The sequence below is a fragment of the Hanstruepera sp. CR43 genome, from assembly GCF_055227665.1.
Map to the genome: position 1 here is coordinate 857,483 of NZ_CP200078.1, position 13,213 is coordinate 870,695.

Consider the following 13,213-nt stretch of genomic DNA (forward strand, 5'->3'; position numbering starts at 1 on the left):
ATTATGGCATTAACCCCATCAAATATGTTACCACTTGGGACAAAAGCTCCTGATTTCGAACTTTTGAATGTTATTACAAGCACCAATCAGTCATTAGAATCAATAAAAGGTGTTCAAGCCACGGTTATTATGTTTATCTGTAATCACTGTCCTTTTGTTAAACATGTTAATGCTCAAATTTCAAAATTAGCAAAAGATTATATCAGTAAAGGTGTTGGTTTTATTGCGATTTCAAGTAATGATGCAGACAATTATCCTGAAGATCACCCTCAAAAATTAAAGGAACAGGCTATAAACAACGATTTTAAATTCCCTTATCTATATGACCAGACCCAACAGGTCGCTAAAGATTATTTGGCCGCTTGTACTCCTGATTTCTTTGTTTTTGATACAGATTTAAAATTGGTCTACAGAGGTCAATTGGATGATTCCCGCCCTGGAAATGATAAACCCCTGAATGGAGAAGACTTACGACACGCTCTTGATTGTATTTTAGACAGCAAAGAAAATCTTCGTGCTCAAAAACCAAGTATTGGCTGTAATATTAAATGGAAATAATCCTTAAATGGTCCTAAACGAAAATTTCTATAATGAACAATCAGAAATAAATAGAGCTTGCTTTTTAGCGTTACGAGATCTTATTCTGAATGCAGGTGACAACATAACTGAAACCAAAAAATATGGCATGCCTTGTTTTTGTTTCAAAAATAAAATGTTTGCCTACTTATGGCTCGATAAAAAAATTCAAGAGCCCTACATATTGTTTGTTGAAGGCAACTATCTGGATTTTCCAGAATTGAAAACCGGTAGTCGGGCAAGAATGAAAATTTTAAGAATTGACCCTACTAAAAACTTGCCATTAGAAACTATTAATCAGATACTTTACAATGCCCTCGATTTGTATAGGAATGGCGTAATTAAAATAAAATAAGATGTTAGGGCGAATCCATCTTTTTCTGGGAATACTTATTATTATCGTGTTTCTTTTAACAGGACAATACATGCATCATCAATATGATCATTTAAAAGATATGGAGTTAATGAATCGTGCTTTGTTTCGAGCAGGTCACTTATATATATTATTGTTTGGGTTAATAAATTTAGGACTTGGAAGTTACTATAAAATGTCGACCAACAACGTAATGAAAATCTTTCAAATGATTGCTTCAACAGCAATAATTACAGCAAGTTCTTTAGTAATTTATGCTTTTTTCGCTGAATTGCCCTCTGAAGGTATCGAACGCCCTTTAACAAGATTAAGCCTCTATATTATTTTATTTGGAGTTTCGATACATGGTTTAGTATCCCTTCTTTTTAAAAAATTCAAATAGTTATATCACAAATATTACCAGCCTTTTTGCGTCATCAAATTATCAATATGCGCAAAATGGTGATTGCAATGCCAAGCATAAATACCAATATTCTTTTTTAAAACCACTTCTTCATTATGTTCCGGGTGAATGAAAGTCCGGTTTAATTCTGCTTCACTCAAGCCTTTCAATAAAAAGACCAGTTTTGTGTGAACAGCTTTCAAATGGAGTAAGGACATATCAATAGGTCCAGTTTTTGAATCAAATAACTCAGCCCATAACGCCTCATAATAATATTTAATAACAGGATTATCCTCTGTTAGCGCCCATTTAAAACGAATATAACTATGGTGATGACTGTCCGCTACATGGTGAATTACTTGCCGAATGGTCCATCCTTCAGGTCTATACGGCGTATCCAATTGACTCTCTGAAAGCCCACTGACCAATTGTTTTAATCGATCTGGAAAAAGATCCAGAACTTCTATCCATTCTGAAATATGCTTGCAAGTAATATTTTTTGGACATTCAAACAAACCAATAGGGTACCTTAATTTGTTCCATTCCTCATTGGTCATAATTCAAGATATTAATTCTGTTGTTTCTCATAATTTGACACATATTTTCTAGCTCTAGGGTTTCCAGAATCCAATTCTAAAGCTTTTTTGTAATTGTTGTAGGCATTTAAACTATCACCTGTTCTCAAATACGCATCAGCCAAGCTGTCATAAACGTTATCTCTTTCAGGATATAAGGCAACATTCATTTTGAACACTTCTAAAGCATCATCATATTGTTTCTTCCTCAACAATTCATAGCCATAACTATTAAATTCGCGTTCCTCAATAAAAATACTGGTGGAATCCTGTTCTTTTATTTCTAAAAAGCCCTCCAGAGCTTTCTCAAAATTATGTTCCTTTAAATACATACTTGGGGTTTTAAAAGAATCGGCCACCTTTAAATAATCAAAGGTAAATTGGGTTTCATCCTCTTCAGACACCACTCCTAAGTACCGTTTTTTGGTTTCTGGATGTTGTACGAAACGAAGTTTTTTGTACATATCTATCATAAAAAAAGTATTCTCATCCAAAATTACTGGTTCAATTTTTTCAGCACCGCGCCATTTTACAAAAAGTTTATTGTCTTGATAATAAACATCTATAACCTCATCGGCACTATACAAATATCTACCAGAAGTTTTCTTTATATGCTCTGGTGAATAGTCTATGTTTTTTGAACAACTTACCGCTAATATCGTGGAAACTAGAATAAGTACTAACAGTTTTGATTTCATAATAATTTTGATTGATTGGTTTGTAAAATATAGGCAAAAAAAAAGTCCCATTAAAAATGAGACGATTTTTTTATTCAAACGTTACTATTTTACATCCATTAGTTCCACATCAAAAACCAAAGTTGCATTTGGAGGAATGACTCCGCCTGCACCACGGCTACCATAACCTAAATCACTTGGTATCACCAATCGTGCTTTATCACCAACTTTTAGTAAACAGATTCCCTCATCCCAACCTGGAATGACTTGACCGACACCTACTGGAAATTCAAGTGGTTGATTTCTTTTATAGGAAGAATCGAATACGGTTCCATCAGCTAATTGACCTTTGTAATGAACAGAAACCGTTTGCCCTTTTTCTGCTTTTTTACCTGAACCTTTCTGAAGAATTTGATAACGCAAACCACTGTTTGTTTTTTCAAAACCAGCTGCAATTTTATCTAATTCGGCTTCACGAGCTTGATTTTCGGCAGCCATACGTTTTTCACGAGCACCTTCAAATGTTCTGAATGCTTCTACAGCATTGAAATTTTCAGCTTCATCGCCTACTCTAATAATTTCTAAAGACTCTATTTTGTCTCCTTGAGCTATGGCATCCACTACGTCCTGGCCTTCAACTACATTTCCAAAAACAGTATGATTACCATCTAACCAAGGGGTTTCAACATGCGTAATAAAAAATTGACTTCCATTGGTTCCAGGTCCTGCATTGGCCATGGACAAAATACCAGGGCCATCATGCTTCAAATCAGGATGAAATTCATCGTCAAATTGGTAACCAGGATTTCCTGTTCCCGTACCTTGAGGACAACCGCCTTGAATCATGAAATCCGGAATTACTCGGTGAAACTGAAGCCCATCATAATATGGGTTACCTTGTTTTTTGGCTGAATTCTCTAAATTACCTTCTGCCAAAGCCACGAAGTTACCTACCGTACCTGGTGTTTTTTGGAATTCTAAATTAACTAGAATGTCACCTTTTGAAGTATGAAATTTTGCGTATAATCCGTCTTGCATCTTATATATTTTTAATGAGGTGCAAAGATACGCAATGATTTTAGAATTACGATTTTAGATTAAAAATTAAAATATATAACTATCCACTACCAACTAATTCGCCACTTCGCTTATAAATTTAATGCGATACAAACGCAGCTCTTCATCGTCATAATCACCATCAAACTCTTCAATGGCATCGTCTATTTTATCGGTTTTAGATTCCATGAAATAATCATGGATTTCTTCCTGTTGGTCTTCATCCAAAATATCCTGGATCCAATAATCAATATCCAATTTGGTTCCCGAATAGACAATAGCTTCCATTTCCTTAATGAAATCTGCCATTTCCATACCTTTTGCCGAAGCAATGTCGTCCAAAGGTAATTTTCTATCTATATTTTGAATAATGTATAATTTTAAACCCGAGTTGGAACCTGTCGATTTCACAATCATATCATCTGGTCGCTCAATATCATTATCATCTACATAACGCGCTATAAGCTCAATAAAATCCTTTCCATATTTTTTGGCTTTACCATCTCCAACGCCATGCACATTACTTAATTCATCTAACGTAATAGGATATTTTAAAGCCATGTCTTCCAAAGAAGGATCTTGAAAGATAACGAATGGCGGCACTCCCAATTTTTTGGCATTGCGTTTTCGTAAATCCTTGAGCATGTTCATCAGCGTCTCATCTGCCACGCCGCCACCTTTTGATGCTGTAACAATGGACTCATCTGCCTCGCTATCAAAAACGTGGTCTTCAGTCATCATAAAGCTATCTGGGGCCTTTAAAAAGTTCTCGCCTTCTGTCGTGAGTTTAATAACACCGTAGGATTCAATATCCTTTTTAAGATAACCCGCAACTAAAACCTGCCTAATCAACGCCATCCAATATTTATCTGACTGGCTCTTTCCCTTTCCAAAAAAAGATTGCTCATTGGTTTTATGGGATTTTATTAAGGCATTTTCCTTACCAATCAGCACATTTACCAAATCTTTGGATTTATATTTTTCATTCGTATCCTGAACAGTCTGTAATAAAATTAGAACATCATCTTTAGCTTCATGCTGTTTTTTCGGGTTCCGCATATTATCATCCATATCGCCACCTTCACCTGTGTCGTTATCAAACTCTTCCCCAAAATAATGGAGAATGAATTTTCGTCTTGAAACCGATGTTTCGGCATATGCCACAACTTCTTGAAGCAATGCATGACCAATCTCCTGTTCAGCAACTGGTTTACCAGACATAAACTTCTCTAATTTTTCAATATCCTTATAGCTGTAAAACGCCAAACAATGACCTTCTCCACCATCACGACCCGCTCTACCTGTTTCTTGATAATAACTTTCAATACTTTTAGGAATATCATGATGAATAACAAATCGCACATCCGGTTTGTCAATTCCCATACCAAATGCAATGGTAGCCACAACAACATCTACATCTTCCATTAAAAACATATCCTGATGACTGGCTCGCGACTTGGCATCCAATCCAGCATGGTAAGGAACGGCCTTGATACCATTGACCTGAAGGGTTTGCGCTAACTCCTCAACACGCTTTCTGCTCAAACAGTAAACAATTCCGGACTTACCTTCATTTTGTTTGATAAAGCGAATAATATCGGCATCAACATTTTTTGTTTTAGGGCGCACTTCATAAAACAAATTGGGTCTATTAAAAGAGGCCTTAAACGTTACAGCATCAGTCATTCCCAAATTCTTAAGAATATCCTCCTGAACTTTAGGGGTAGCTGTTGCGGTTAATCCTATGATTGGAATGTCGTCACCAATACGGGCAATAATATGCCTTAAATTTCTATATTCAGGTCTAAAATCATGTCCCCATTCACTAATACAATGGGCTTCATCAACTGCCATAAATGAAATCTTGACAGAACGAAGAAATTCAACATTTTCATCCTTGGTCAAGGATTCAGGAGCAACATATAGCAACTTGGTGATACCATCAACGATATCCTTCTTTACCTTTTTTATTTCAGTTTTGTTTAAAGAAGAGTTTAAAACATGAGCCACACCTTCATTATCCGAAACACCTCGAATAGCGTCAACTTGGTTCTTCATGAGTGCAATGAGAGGTGATACAATTATGGCTGTGCCATCCTGCATGAGCGCAGGTAATTGATAACAAAGCGACTTACCACCACCTGTAGGCATTATAACAAAGGTGTTTTTACCTGACAATAGTGTTTTAACGACTTCTTCTTGTAATCCCTTAAACTTACTGAATCCGAAATATTTTTTTAGTGCAACCTGCAGGTCTTTTTCAATAACAGACATCTACTTTTTAATATTAATTTTCAAAATCAAATACACCAAAACCAAAAATGCTATTAATTAATTATGCAGTGTATTAGAGAACTCACATTTATTTTTTTGTTAGCTTTGTAGCTTTAAAAACCAACCCAAATCGGGTGGTTTGAATTACATTAAAGATAACAAATTCTTTAAAAGCATCAACCCAAAAAAATAATAAATTTTGAACAGTCAAAATTCCATTATTGAAATAGCCAAGCAAACAATAGAATTGGAAAGCCAGTCGATTTCTAATCTTTCTAATTTTATCAATCAGGATTTTGAAGATTCTGTTTCTTGCATTTATAATTCAAAAGGACGCGTCATAATTACGGGTATCGGTAAGAGTGCCATTATAGCGACCAAAATAGTTGCCACCCTGAACTCAACTGGAACACCTGCCGTATTTATGCATGCTGCTGATGCCATTCATGGTGATTTAGGATTGATTCTAGATGATGATGTGGTTATATGTATCTCAAAAAGTGGCAATACGCCAGAAATTAAAGTGCTTGTACCGCTTATTAAGCGTGCCAAAAACAAAATGATAGCCATAACCGGTAATCCAGAATCATTTTTGGGGAAAAATGCCGATTATGTTTTAAATACATTTGTAGAAAAAGAAGCCTGCCCCAATAATTTGGCACCTACAACCAGTACGACGGCCCAATTGGTTATGGGTGACGCACTGGCGGTTTGTCTTTTGGAATTAAGAGGATTCTCAAGTAAAGACTTTGCTAAATACCACCCAGGTGGTGCTTTGGGAAAAAAACTGTATTTACGGGTAAGTGATATGTCAGACAACAATCAAAAACCCACAGTATATCCTGAAACGACCATCAAAGATGTGATTGTTGAGATTTCAGAAAAAATGCTGGGTGTTACTGCTGTTGTGGAAAACAATCAAATTGTGGGTATCATAACCGACGGTGATTTAAGAAGGATGTTGAATAAATCGACGGATATCTCAAAATTAACCGCTAAAGATATTATGGGATCAAATCCTAAACGGATTGATTACAACGCCATGGCTGTTGACGCCAAAGAGGTCATGGAATCTCACGGCATTTCACAACTATTGGTTGAAAAAGATGGCCATTACGCTGGTGTTGTTCACTTACACGATTTAATAAAAGAAGGTATTCTATAATGGCTAAAAAGAATATCAATGAGATGTCTTTCCTGGATCACCTTGAGGACCTACGTTGGCATTTAATAAGAGCCTCTCTTGGTATTTTAATTGCTGCCATAGTGGCTTTTTTATTCAAAAGTTTCATTTTTGATACCATCATACTAGGGCCCAAACACATGACATTTCCTACCTACAAGTGGCTATGCAGTGTTTCGCAGTTCTTCGGAATAGAAGACACGACCTTCTGTATGGATGCTTTCCCTTTTATTATTCAAAACCGAACTATGGGCGGACAGTTTTCAGCTCATATCTGGACATCCATTTATGCAGGATTGGTTATTGCTTTTCCATATGTTATTTATCAATTTTGGCGCTTTATTAGTCCTGGCTTGCATGAGAATGAACGAAAGCATTCAAGAGGTTTTATTATCGTAACCTCCTTTTTATTCTTTTTAGGTGTATTGTTTGGTTATTACGTAGTGACACCGTTATCCATTAATTTCTTGGGAACCTATACCGTGAGTGCAGAAATATCCAATGAAATAGATATCAGTTCGTTCATATCGCTTGTACGATCATCATCATTGGCTTCAGGTTTCATTTTTGAATTACCAATTGTCATATACTTTTTGACAAAAATTGGATTGGTAACCCCTCAAATTTTGAAAAAATATCGAAAGTTTGCCTTGGTCATTGTATTGATATTGTCTGCCATTATCACACCACCAGACATTACCAGTCAAATTATCGTGGCTATTCCAATTTTAATACTATATCAAGTGAGTATTTACATCTCTAAACTGGTTGTCAAAAAACAAAAAACAAAGGAAAAACATGTCTGATATCGTCAAAGAATTTAATGATTATCGTTCTAAAATGAATGATAAAATCCTGGGAGATAACAACAAAATTATCAAGCGAATTTTCAATTTAGATACGAATGCCTATCAAGCTGGCGCATTGGATGTCAAAACCAAAGAGCTTTTAGGATTGGTAGCTTCAGCTGTGTTACGTTGTGACGATTGTATCAGGTATCACCTTGAGAATTGCTATAAGGAAGGTTTGAGCAAAGAGGAAGTGGTAGAGTCTTTAAGTATCGCTACACTTGTTGGCGGTACCATCGTTATTCCGCATTTGCGTAGAGCCTACGAATTTTGGGATGCACTGGAACAACAGCGTTAAACTTTATTTAAATTAAAACGGATTTTCGAATAGTCTATCCTATTTTACTATTTTAGCCAAGAGTACTATAAAATGAAATTAAAAGCAGAACATTTGATGAAATCTTATAACGGCCGAAAGGTTGTTAAAGATGTTTCTTTGGAAGTAAACCAAGGGGAAATTGTTGGGCTTTTAGGACCAAATGGTGCCGGTAAAACCACGTCGTTTTATATGATTGTTGGGTTGATTAAACCCAATGGAGGCACTATTTATTTAGAGAATACGGATATCACGAAATTCCCCATGTACAAACGCGCACAAAGTGGCATAGGATATTTAGCTCAGGAAGCATCTGTTTTTAGAAAGTTAAGTATTGAGGATAACATCTTAAGCGTACTGCAGCTGACTAAATTAAGCAAGAAAGAGCAGCACCTTAAAATGGAATCACTTATTGAAGAGTTTAGTTTAGGACATATTCGCAAGAATCGTGGTGATTTGTTGTCTGGTGGTGAGCGAAGACGAACAGAAATTGCACGAGCTTTAGCTACAGATCCCAATTTTATTTTACTCGATGAACCATTCGCAGGTGTGGACCCTGTAGCTGTTGAAGATATTCAACGTATTGTGGCCCAACTAACCAAAAAAAATATTGGTATTCTTATAACCGATCATAATGTACAAGAAACTCTGGCAATTACCGATAGAACCTACTTAATGTTTGAAGGTAGTATTCTTAAAGCTGGAGAACCTGAAGAGTTAGCCAATGATGAAATGGTACGTAAGGTTTATCTTGGTCAAAATTTTGAGCTTCGCAAAAAGAAGATACGGGATTAATTAATCTTTTAAGGCCTCTATTTCTTAATTGCTTTTATCAGAAGTTTAATTCCTTTAAACAGTATAAGAGCAATTAAACCAACTCCTAGGCCTATTACAAAATCCCTTAAAATACCGGGCCAGGATTCCAACACATGATGTAAAAATTCTATGTTATGAACAAAAATACCGCCAGCTACCAATAATAGCGCAATGGTTCCAATAACAGATAGGCTTTTAATAACCCAAGGCAGAGCTCTTACCAATAAATTACCTGTCCTATAAAGAAACCCCTTACTTTCTTCATTTTTGCTTACTAACCACAACCCAAAATCATCCATACGCACCAATAATGCCACAATACCATATACCCCAACTGTAGCAATAATGGCAACAATGGAAACAACCAGTATTTGAAAAAGCAACTCCTGCTCCACAACTGTTCCCAAAGCAATAATTACAATTTCAACTGACAAGATAAAATCAGTGAGAATAGCCGATTTCACTTTTTTCTTTTCAATTTCAAGAACAGCTTCTTTGGACATTTGAGCAGAAACCTGATTATCTTCAACAGGCTTATGCGGCACTAGAAACTCATAGATTTTTTCAGCTCCTTCAAACGCTAAATAAATGCCTCCGATAACTAAAATGACTGTAACTGCGGGCGGTAGAAAAGCGCTCAATAAAAAAGCAATAGGTAAAATAATGAGCTTATTTAAAAAAGATCCTTTGGTTATAGCCCATAAAACAGGTAATTCTCTGGACGACATAAATCCAGAAGCTTTTTCAGCATTAACCGCAAGGTCGTCACCTAAAATACCAGCCGTTTTTTTGGTTGTTACCTTACTCATAACCACAACATCGTCCATTAAGGCACCAATATCATCCAACAATGCAAAAAAACCAGAAGCCATAAATTAAATTTAGATTAAACAATTGTCTTTTGTGAAAGTAAGGACAATAAAATATAGGTCATTATGATTAAAGGGATTGCTGCAAATTGCAATACAATTAGCAGTATCACACACAAAATAATAAATAGATATCGCATAGTATTGGAATTGAAATCCCAAGTCTTAAACTTTAGAGAAAATAATTTGATTGGCGCATTTAACAAAAAGCAACTCAAAATGGTCAAACTAACCAAAAACCAGCCATTGGTGATAGTGGCATTGATTAAATCGTTATTCTGAAACTCCATAATCAAAGGAAAAGACAATATCAATATGGCATTTGCTGGAGTTGGTAAGCCTTTAAAATAGGTTTGCTGGTCTTCATCAATATTAAATTTGGCCAACCTATAAGCTGAAGCTAAAGGAATTGACAAGCCTATTAATGGTAAAAGCAGGTGAAATTCAGGGTTTGAAAATTCAAATCCAACTGTTTGATTGTAACCAAAGTCATGCCATTGTGGTCCGGCTAATTCCAATAATTTATACATCACTAGACCTGGTACCAAGCCACTGGTGACCATATCAGCCAATGAATCCAATTGAATACCCAGTGCACTTTGCGCATTCAATTTTCTAGCAATTAAGCCATCAAAAAAATCAAAGAATATCCCTAAAAAAACAAAACAAGCTGCTAACACAAAATCATTTGACAAAACCAATATAACCGCAATACAACCTGAAAATAAATTCAATAAGGTTATGACATTAGGAATATGTTTCTTCATACTTTTCTTTTAGGTTTTGTAAAAATAGTAAACTATTTGCGTCTAAAACAATCAACACGCAATAAGTCATTAATTTTCAAGTTTATTATATTGAAAAATAATAGCATCTTTGCAAAAAAGAATTGTATTTGAAAGCATTACTAACTTCAACACTATTGCTGATATCGGTAACGATATTCAGTCGAACAGTCAGGAAGTACTCCAATGAATTCATGAATATTGGTGTTGATGCGGCAGCGTTAGGAATGAGTAATGCCGTTGTAGCCCATTCAGCTGATGTGAATTCAGGGTATTGGAACCCTGCCGGTTTAGTGCACATTGAAGATAAGCAAATTGCACTTATGCATTCCAGTTATTTTGCCAATATTGCCAACTACGACTACATAGGGTTTGCCATGCCCATTGACAAGCGAAGTTCAGTTGGGATTTCCATCATTCGCTTTGCCGTTGATGACATTTTGAATACAACCCAATTAATAGATGATCAGGGAAATATTAATTACGATCGCATTAGCCTGTTCTCAACTGCTGATTATGGCGTCACGTTTTCTTATGCCAGAACCTTACCGCTGGATGGTCTGAACTATGGTATCAATGCCAAGGTCATTAGACGTGTTATTGGTGACTTTGCTTCCTCGTGGGGATTTGGGTTGGATGCAGCCATTCAGTTTGAAACGCGTAACGAGTGGAAATTTGGTATCATGGCCAGAGATATCACCACAACTTTCAATGCTTGGGCTATTGATGAAGATGAATTTGTAACGATTCAAAATGCTGTTGAAGGTCAAAATCAAGAATTGCCAGAAACTACCGAAATTACTATCCCAAAACTTCAAATTGGCGTTGCGAAAAAGTTTATTATCCGCTATGATTATTCCCTTTTAGCCGAACTGGATCTGAATGTCCGTTTTGAGGAGAACAATGATATTATTTCCACATCCTTTGCCAGCATAACACCTGCTTTGGGCTTGGAATTTGGTTATCTGGATATGGTGTTCTTAAGAACAGGTGTTGGTAATTTTCAAAATGAGTTACAAATTGACAATAATGAATCCCTGTCTTTTCAACCTACCATGGGTGTGGGCTTCAAATATAAGGGCATTCAAGTTGATTATGCCTTTACAGATATTGGAGACCAAAGTGTTGCTATCTATTCCAATGTATTTTCACTCAAACTCGATTTCAGTATTTTTAGATAAATTAATCTCATGCAAATACAGTTACGATTCTTAATAGCTTTTATATTCACACAGTTAACTTTTGCACAAAATTTATCGGAACAGGCACAAATTAGTGTCTTAACCATTGGACCAGGCACATCATTGAACGATGCTTTTGGTCATAGTTTATTCAGGATTCAAGATCCTACCACCCGCCTGGACATTACTTACGATTATGGTCGATTTCCATTTGACGAACCTGGTTTCTATTTAAATTTTGCTAGAGGCAAGCTTAATTATTCTATTGGAAAAAGTAATTATCGTGACATAAAGGACTTTTATATGTGGCAAAATAGGTCCATTTACGAACAAGTGCTTAATCTCACACTGAATGAAAAACAAACCTTGTATCATTATTTAATAAATAATTACAAACCCGAAAACCGAAATTATTTGTATGATTTCTTCTATGATAATTGTGCTACTAAAATAAAAGATGTCTTACAAGTATCTGTTGTTGATAATATTACCTTTCATGAGCCCGATAATTTTGAACCCAAATCATTTAGAACACTTATTCAAGAAAATCTCAATTATAATTCCTGGGGCAGTGTAGGCATTGATATTGCATTAGGATCTGTAATAGATCAAACTGCCAAAGCTGAAGATTATATGTTTTTACCGAAATACATACACACATTTTTTGGGCTAGCCACAATTAACTCTTCAGAGAAATTGGTACAAAAAGAATCCCCTATCTACAAACATCGAACGACACCAGAAAAAAATATTTTTTTTGGCAGTCCCTTATTTGTATTTAGTATTCTAGCAATTATAATAATATTCATGACATATCGTGATTACGTTAAGCAAAAACGCAGTCATTATTTGGATGTTATGATATTTCTACTTTCTGGGTTCATTGGGATCTTTCTGCTATTGCTATGGTTTGCAACTGACCATACTGCCACAGCTCAAAATTACAACCTCCTGTGGGCATTCCCATTGAATCTTGTCCTTATTTGGAAATTAAAGCAACCTAAACCTTGGATAATTAAATTTTTGAAGTTTTTAGTTATTATGATGTGTTTATTAGTATTTCATTGGTTAGTTGGAATTCAGGTTTTTGCTTATGCGCTCATCCCGCTTTTAATAGCAATTACTGTTCGTTATGTTTTTCTAATTGTATATATCAAGAAAAGTACCCACTAATTACTACCCTCTACAACTAAAGCCTACTCGATCCTTAACGTCCTCAAATCGATACCTTCGAGAGCATCAGGCTCCAGCCACAACTGTTAACTGTCACTGCTTACTGAATACTGCCTACTACTTCTTACC

15 protein-coding genes are annotated in these 13,213 nt (G+C 35.7%); 9 read left to right on the forward strand and 6 right to left on the reverse strand.

Annotated elements, in window-relative coordinates; translation table 11 throughout:
• Window positions 1-3: 3 nt before the first annotated feature.
• From ACKXGU_RS03755 to ACKXGU_RS03765, 3 genes are all read left to right on the forward strand, one after another.
• A complete protein-coding gene (locus tag ACKXGU_RS03755; protein WP_463466727.1) occupies window positions 4-558 on the forward strand; it encodes a thioredoxin family protein in 555 nt (184 codons plus the stop codon).
• Between the two features lie 7 nt (window positions 559-565).
• On the forward strand, window positions 566-931 hold the full coding sequence (locus tag ACKXGU_RS03760) for a DUF1801 domain-containing protein (RefSeq protein ID WP_463466728.1): 366 nt from the start codon (window positions 566-568) through the stop codon (window positions 929-931).
• A gap of 70 nt (window positions 932-1,001) precedes the next feature.
• Window positions 1,002-1,331 carry a hypothetical protein gene (locus ACKXGU_RS03765; RefSeq protein WP_463466729.1) on the forward strand — a complete coding sequence of 110 codons (330 nt, stop codon included), beginning with the start codon at window positions 1,002-1,004 and terminating at the stop codon, window positions 1,329-1,331.
• A 14-nt stretch (window positions 1,332-1,345) separates the two neighbouring features.
• On the opposite strand, the gene ACKXGU_RS03770 is transcribed toward ACKXGU_RS03765, so the two are convergent.
• The 4 genes from ACKXGU_RS03770 to ACKXGU_RS03785 form a co-directional block, all read right to left on the reverse strand.
• Window positions 1,346-1,888: a YfiT family bacillithiol transferase gene (locus ACKXGU_RS03770; RefSeq protein WP_463466730.1), complete on the reverse strand. Its 543-nt coding sequence runs from the start codon at window positions 1,886-1,888 to the stop codon at window positions 1,346-1,348.
• An 11-nt stretch (window positions 1,889-1,899) separates the two neighbouring features.
• On the reverse strand, window positions 1,900-2,604 hold the full coding sequence (locus ACKXGU_RS03775) for a tetratricopeptide repeat protein (protein WP_463466731.1): 705 nt from the start codon (window positions 2,602-2,604) through the stop codon (window positions 1,900-1,902).
• An 84-nt stretch (window positions 2,605-2,688) separates the two neighbouring features.
• On the reverse strand, window positions 2,689-3,621 hold the full coding sequence (locus ACKXGU_RS03780) for a peptidylprolyl isomerase (RefSeq protein WP_463466732.1): 933 nt from the start codon (window positions 3,619-3,621) through the stop codon (window positions 2,689-2,691).
• Between the two features lie 93 nt (window positions 3,622-3,714).
• Window positions 3,715-5,913, reverse strand: a complete 2,199-nt coding sequence (locus tag ACKXGU_RS03785; protein ID WP_463466733.1) for a RecQ family ATP-dependent DNA helicase — start codon at window positions 5,911-5,913, stop codon at window positions 3,715-3,717.
• Between the two features lie 199 nt (window positions 5,914-6,112).
• Between ACKXGU_RS03785 and ACKXGU_RS03790 the strand changes: the two genes are divergently transcribed.
• The 4 genes from ACKXGU_RS03790 (at window position 6,113) to lptB (ending at window position 9,055) form a co-directional block, all read left to right on the forward strand.
• Window positions 6,113-7,078 (forward strand): KpsF/GutQ family sugar-phosphate isomerase, encoded by a 966-nt coding sequence (locus ACKXGU_RS03790; RefSeq protein WP_463466734.1) that lies wholly within the window; start codon window positions 6,113-6,115, stop codon window positions 7,076-7,078.
• On the forward strand, window positions 7,078-7,902 hold the full coding sequence (tatC, locus tag ACKXGU_RS03795; RefSeq protein WP_463466735.1) for a twin-arginine translocase subunit TatC: 825 nt from the start codon (window positions 7,078-7,080) through the stop codon (window positions 7,900-7,902). The genes ACKXGU_RS03790 and tatC overlap by 1 nt, the downstream gene beginning before the upstream one ends.
• Window positions 7,895-8,242: a carboxymuconolactone decarboxylase family protein gene (locus tag ACKXGU_RS03800; RefSeq protein WP_463466736.1), complete on the forward strand. Its 348-nt coding sequence runs from the start codon at window positions 7,895-7,897 to the stop codon at window positions 8,240-8,242. The genes tatC and ACKXGU_RS03800 overlap by 8 nt, the downstream gene beginning before the upstream one ends.
• Before the next feature lie 72 nt (window positions 8,243-8,314).
• The gene (gene lptB, locus ACKXGU_RS03805; RefSeq protein WP_103053010.1) at window positions 8,315-9,055 is read left to right on the forward strand and encodes an LPS export ABC transporter ATP-binding protein; all 741 of its coding nucleotides are present in this window, start codon (window positions 8,315-8,317) and stop codon (window positions 9,053-9,055) included.
• 17 nt (window positions 9,056-9,072) lie between these two features.
• On the opposite strand, the gene ACKXGU_RS03810 is transcribed toward lptB, so the two are convergent.
• Both ACKXGU_RS03810 and ACKXGU_RS03815 read right to left on the reverse strand, forming a co-directional pair.
• The gene (locus tag ACKXGU_RS03810; protein ID WP_463466737.1) at window positions 9,073-9,948 is read right to left on the reverse strand and encodes a DUF808 domain-containing protein; all 876 of its coding nucleotides are present in this window, start codon (window positions 9,946-9,948) and stop codon (window positions 9,073-9,075) included.
• A gap of 14 nt (window positions 9,949-9,962) precedes the next feature.
• Window positions 9,963-10,712: a CDP-alcohol phosphatidyltransferase family protein gene (locus ACKXGU_RS03815; protein WP_463466738.1), complete on the reverse strand. Its 750-nt coding sequence runs from the start codon at window positions 10,710-10,712 to the stop codon at window positions 9,963-9,965.
• Window positions 10,713-10,840: 128 nt separating this feature from the next.
• Between ACKXGU_RS03815 and ACKXGU_RS03820 the strand changes: the two genes are divergently transcribed.
• Together ACKXGU_RS03820 and ACKXGU_RS03825 are read left to right on the forward strand one after the other, a co-directional pair.
• Entirely contained in the window at window positions 10,841-11,911 is a 1,071-nt protein-coding gene (locus ACKXGU_RS03820) for a putative type IX sorting system protein PorV2 (protein ID WP_463466739.1), read from the forward strand.
• A gap of 9 nt (window positions 11,912-11,920) precedes the next feature.
• Window positions 11,921-13,084: a lipoprotein N-acyltransferase Lnb domain-containing protein gene (locus tag ACKXGU_RS03825; RefSeq protein WP_463466740.1), complete on the forward strand. Its 1,164-nt coding sequence runs from the start codon at window positions 11,921-11,923 to the stop codon at window positions 13,082-13,084.
• Window positions 13,085-13,213 lie beyond the last annotated feature (129 nt).

Coding starts and splice junctions, on each gene's coding strand:
- ACKXGU_RS03755 (WP_463466727.1), top strand. CDS start 4: ATGGCATTAACCCCATCAAATATGTTACCACTTGGGACAAAAGCTCCT.
- ACKXGU_RS03760 (WP_463466728.1), top strand. CDS start 566: ATGGTCCTAAACGAAAATTTCTATAATGAACAATCAGAAATAAATAGA.
- ACKXGU_RS03765 (WP_463466729.1), top strand. CDS start 1,002: ATGCATCATCAATATGATCATTTAAAAGATATGGAGTTAATGAATCGT.
- ACKXGU_RS03770 (WP_463466730.1), bottom strand. CDS start 1,888: ATGACCAATGAGGAATGGAACAAATTAAGGTACCCTATTGGTTTGTTT.
- ACKXGU_RS03775 (WP_463466731.1), bottom strand. CDS start 2,604: ATGAAATCAAAACTGTTAGTACTTATTCTAGTTTCCACGATATTAGCG.
- ACKXGU_RS03780 (WP_463466732.1), bottom strand. CDS start 3,621: ATGCAAGACGGATTATACGCAAAATTTCATACTTCAAAAGGTGACATT.
- ACKXGU_RS03785 (WP_463466733.1), bottom strand. CDS start 5,913: ATGTCTGTTATTGAAAAAGACCTGCAGGTTGCACTAAAAAAATATTTC.
- tatC (WP_463466735.1), top strand. CDS start 7,078: ATGGCTAAAAAGAATATCAATGAGATGTCTTTCCTGGATCACCTTGAG.
- ACKXGU_RS03800 (WP_463466736.1), top strand. CDS start 7,895: ATGTCTGATATCGTCAAAGAATTTAATGATTATCGTTCTAAAATGAAT.
- lptB (WP_103053010.1), top strand. CDS start 8,315: ATGAAATTAAAAGCAGAACATTTGATGAAATCTTATAACGGCCGAAAG.
- ACKXGU_RS03810 (WP_463466737.1), bottom strand. CDS start 9,948: ATGGCTTCTGGTTTTTTTGCATTGTTGGATGATATTGGTGCCTTAATG.
- ACKXGU_RS03815 (WP_463466738.1), bottom strand. CDS start 10,712: ATGAAGAAACATATTCCTAATGTCATAACCTTATTGAATTTATTTTCA.
- ACKXGU_RS03825 (WP_463466740.1), top strand. CDS start 11,921: ATGCAAATACAGTTACGATTCTTAATAGCTTTTATATTCACACAGTTA.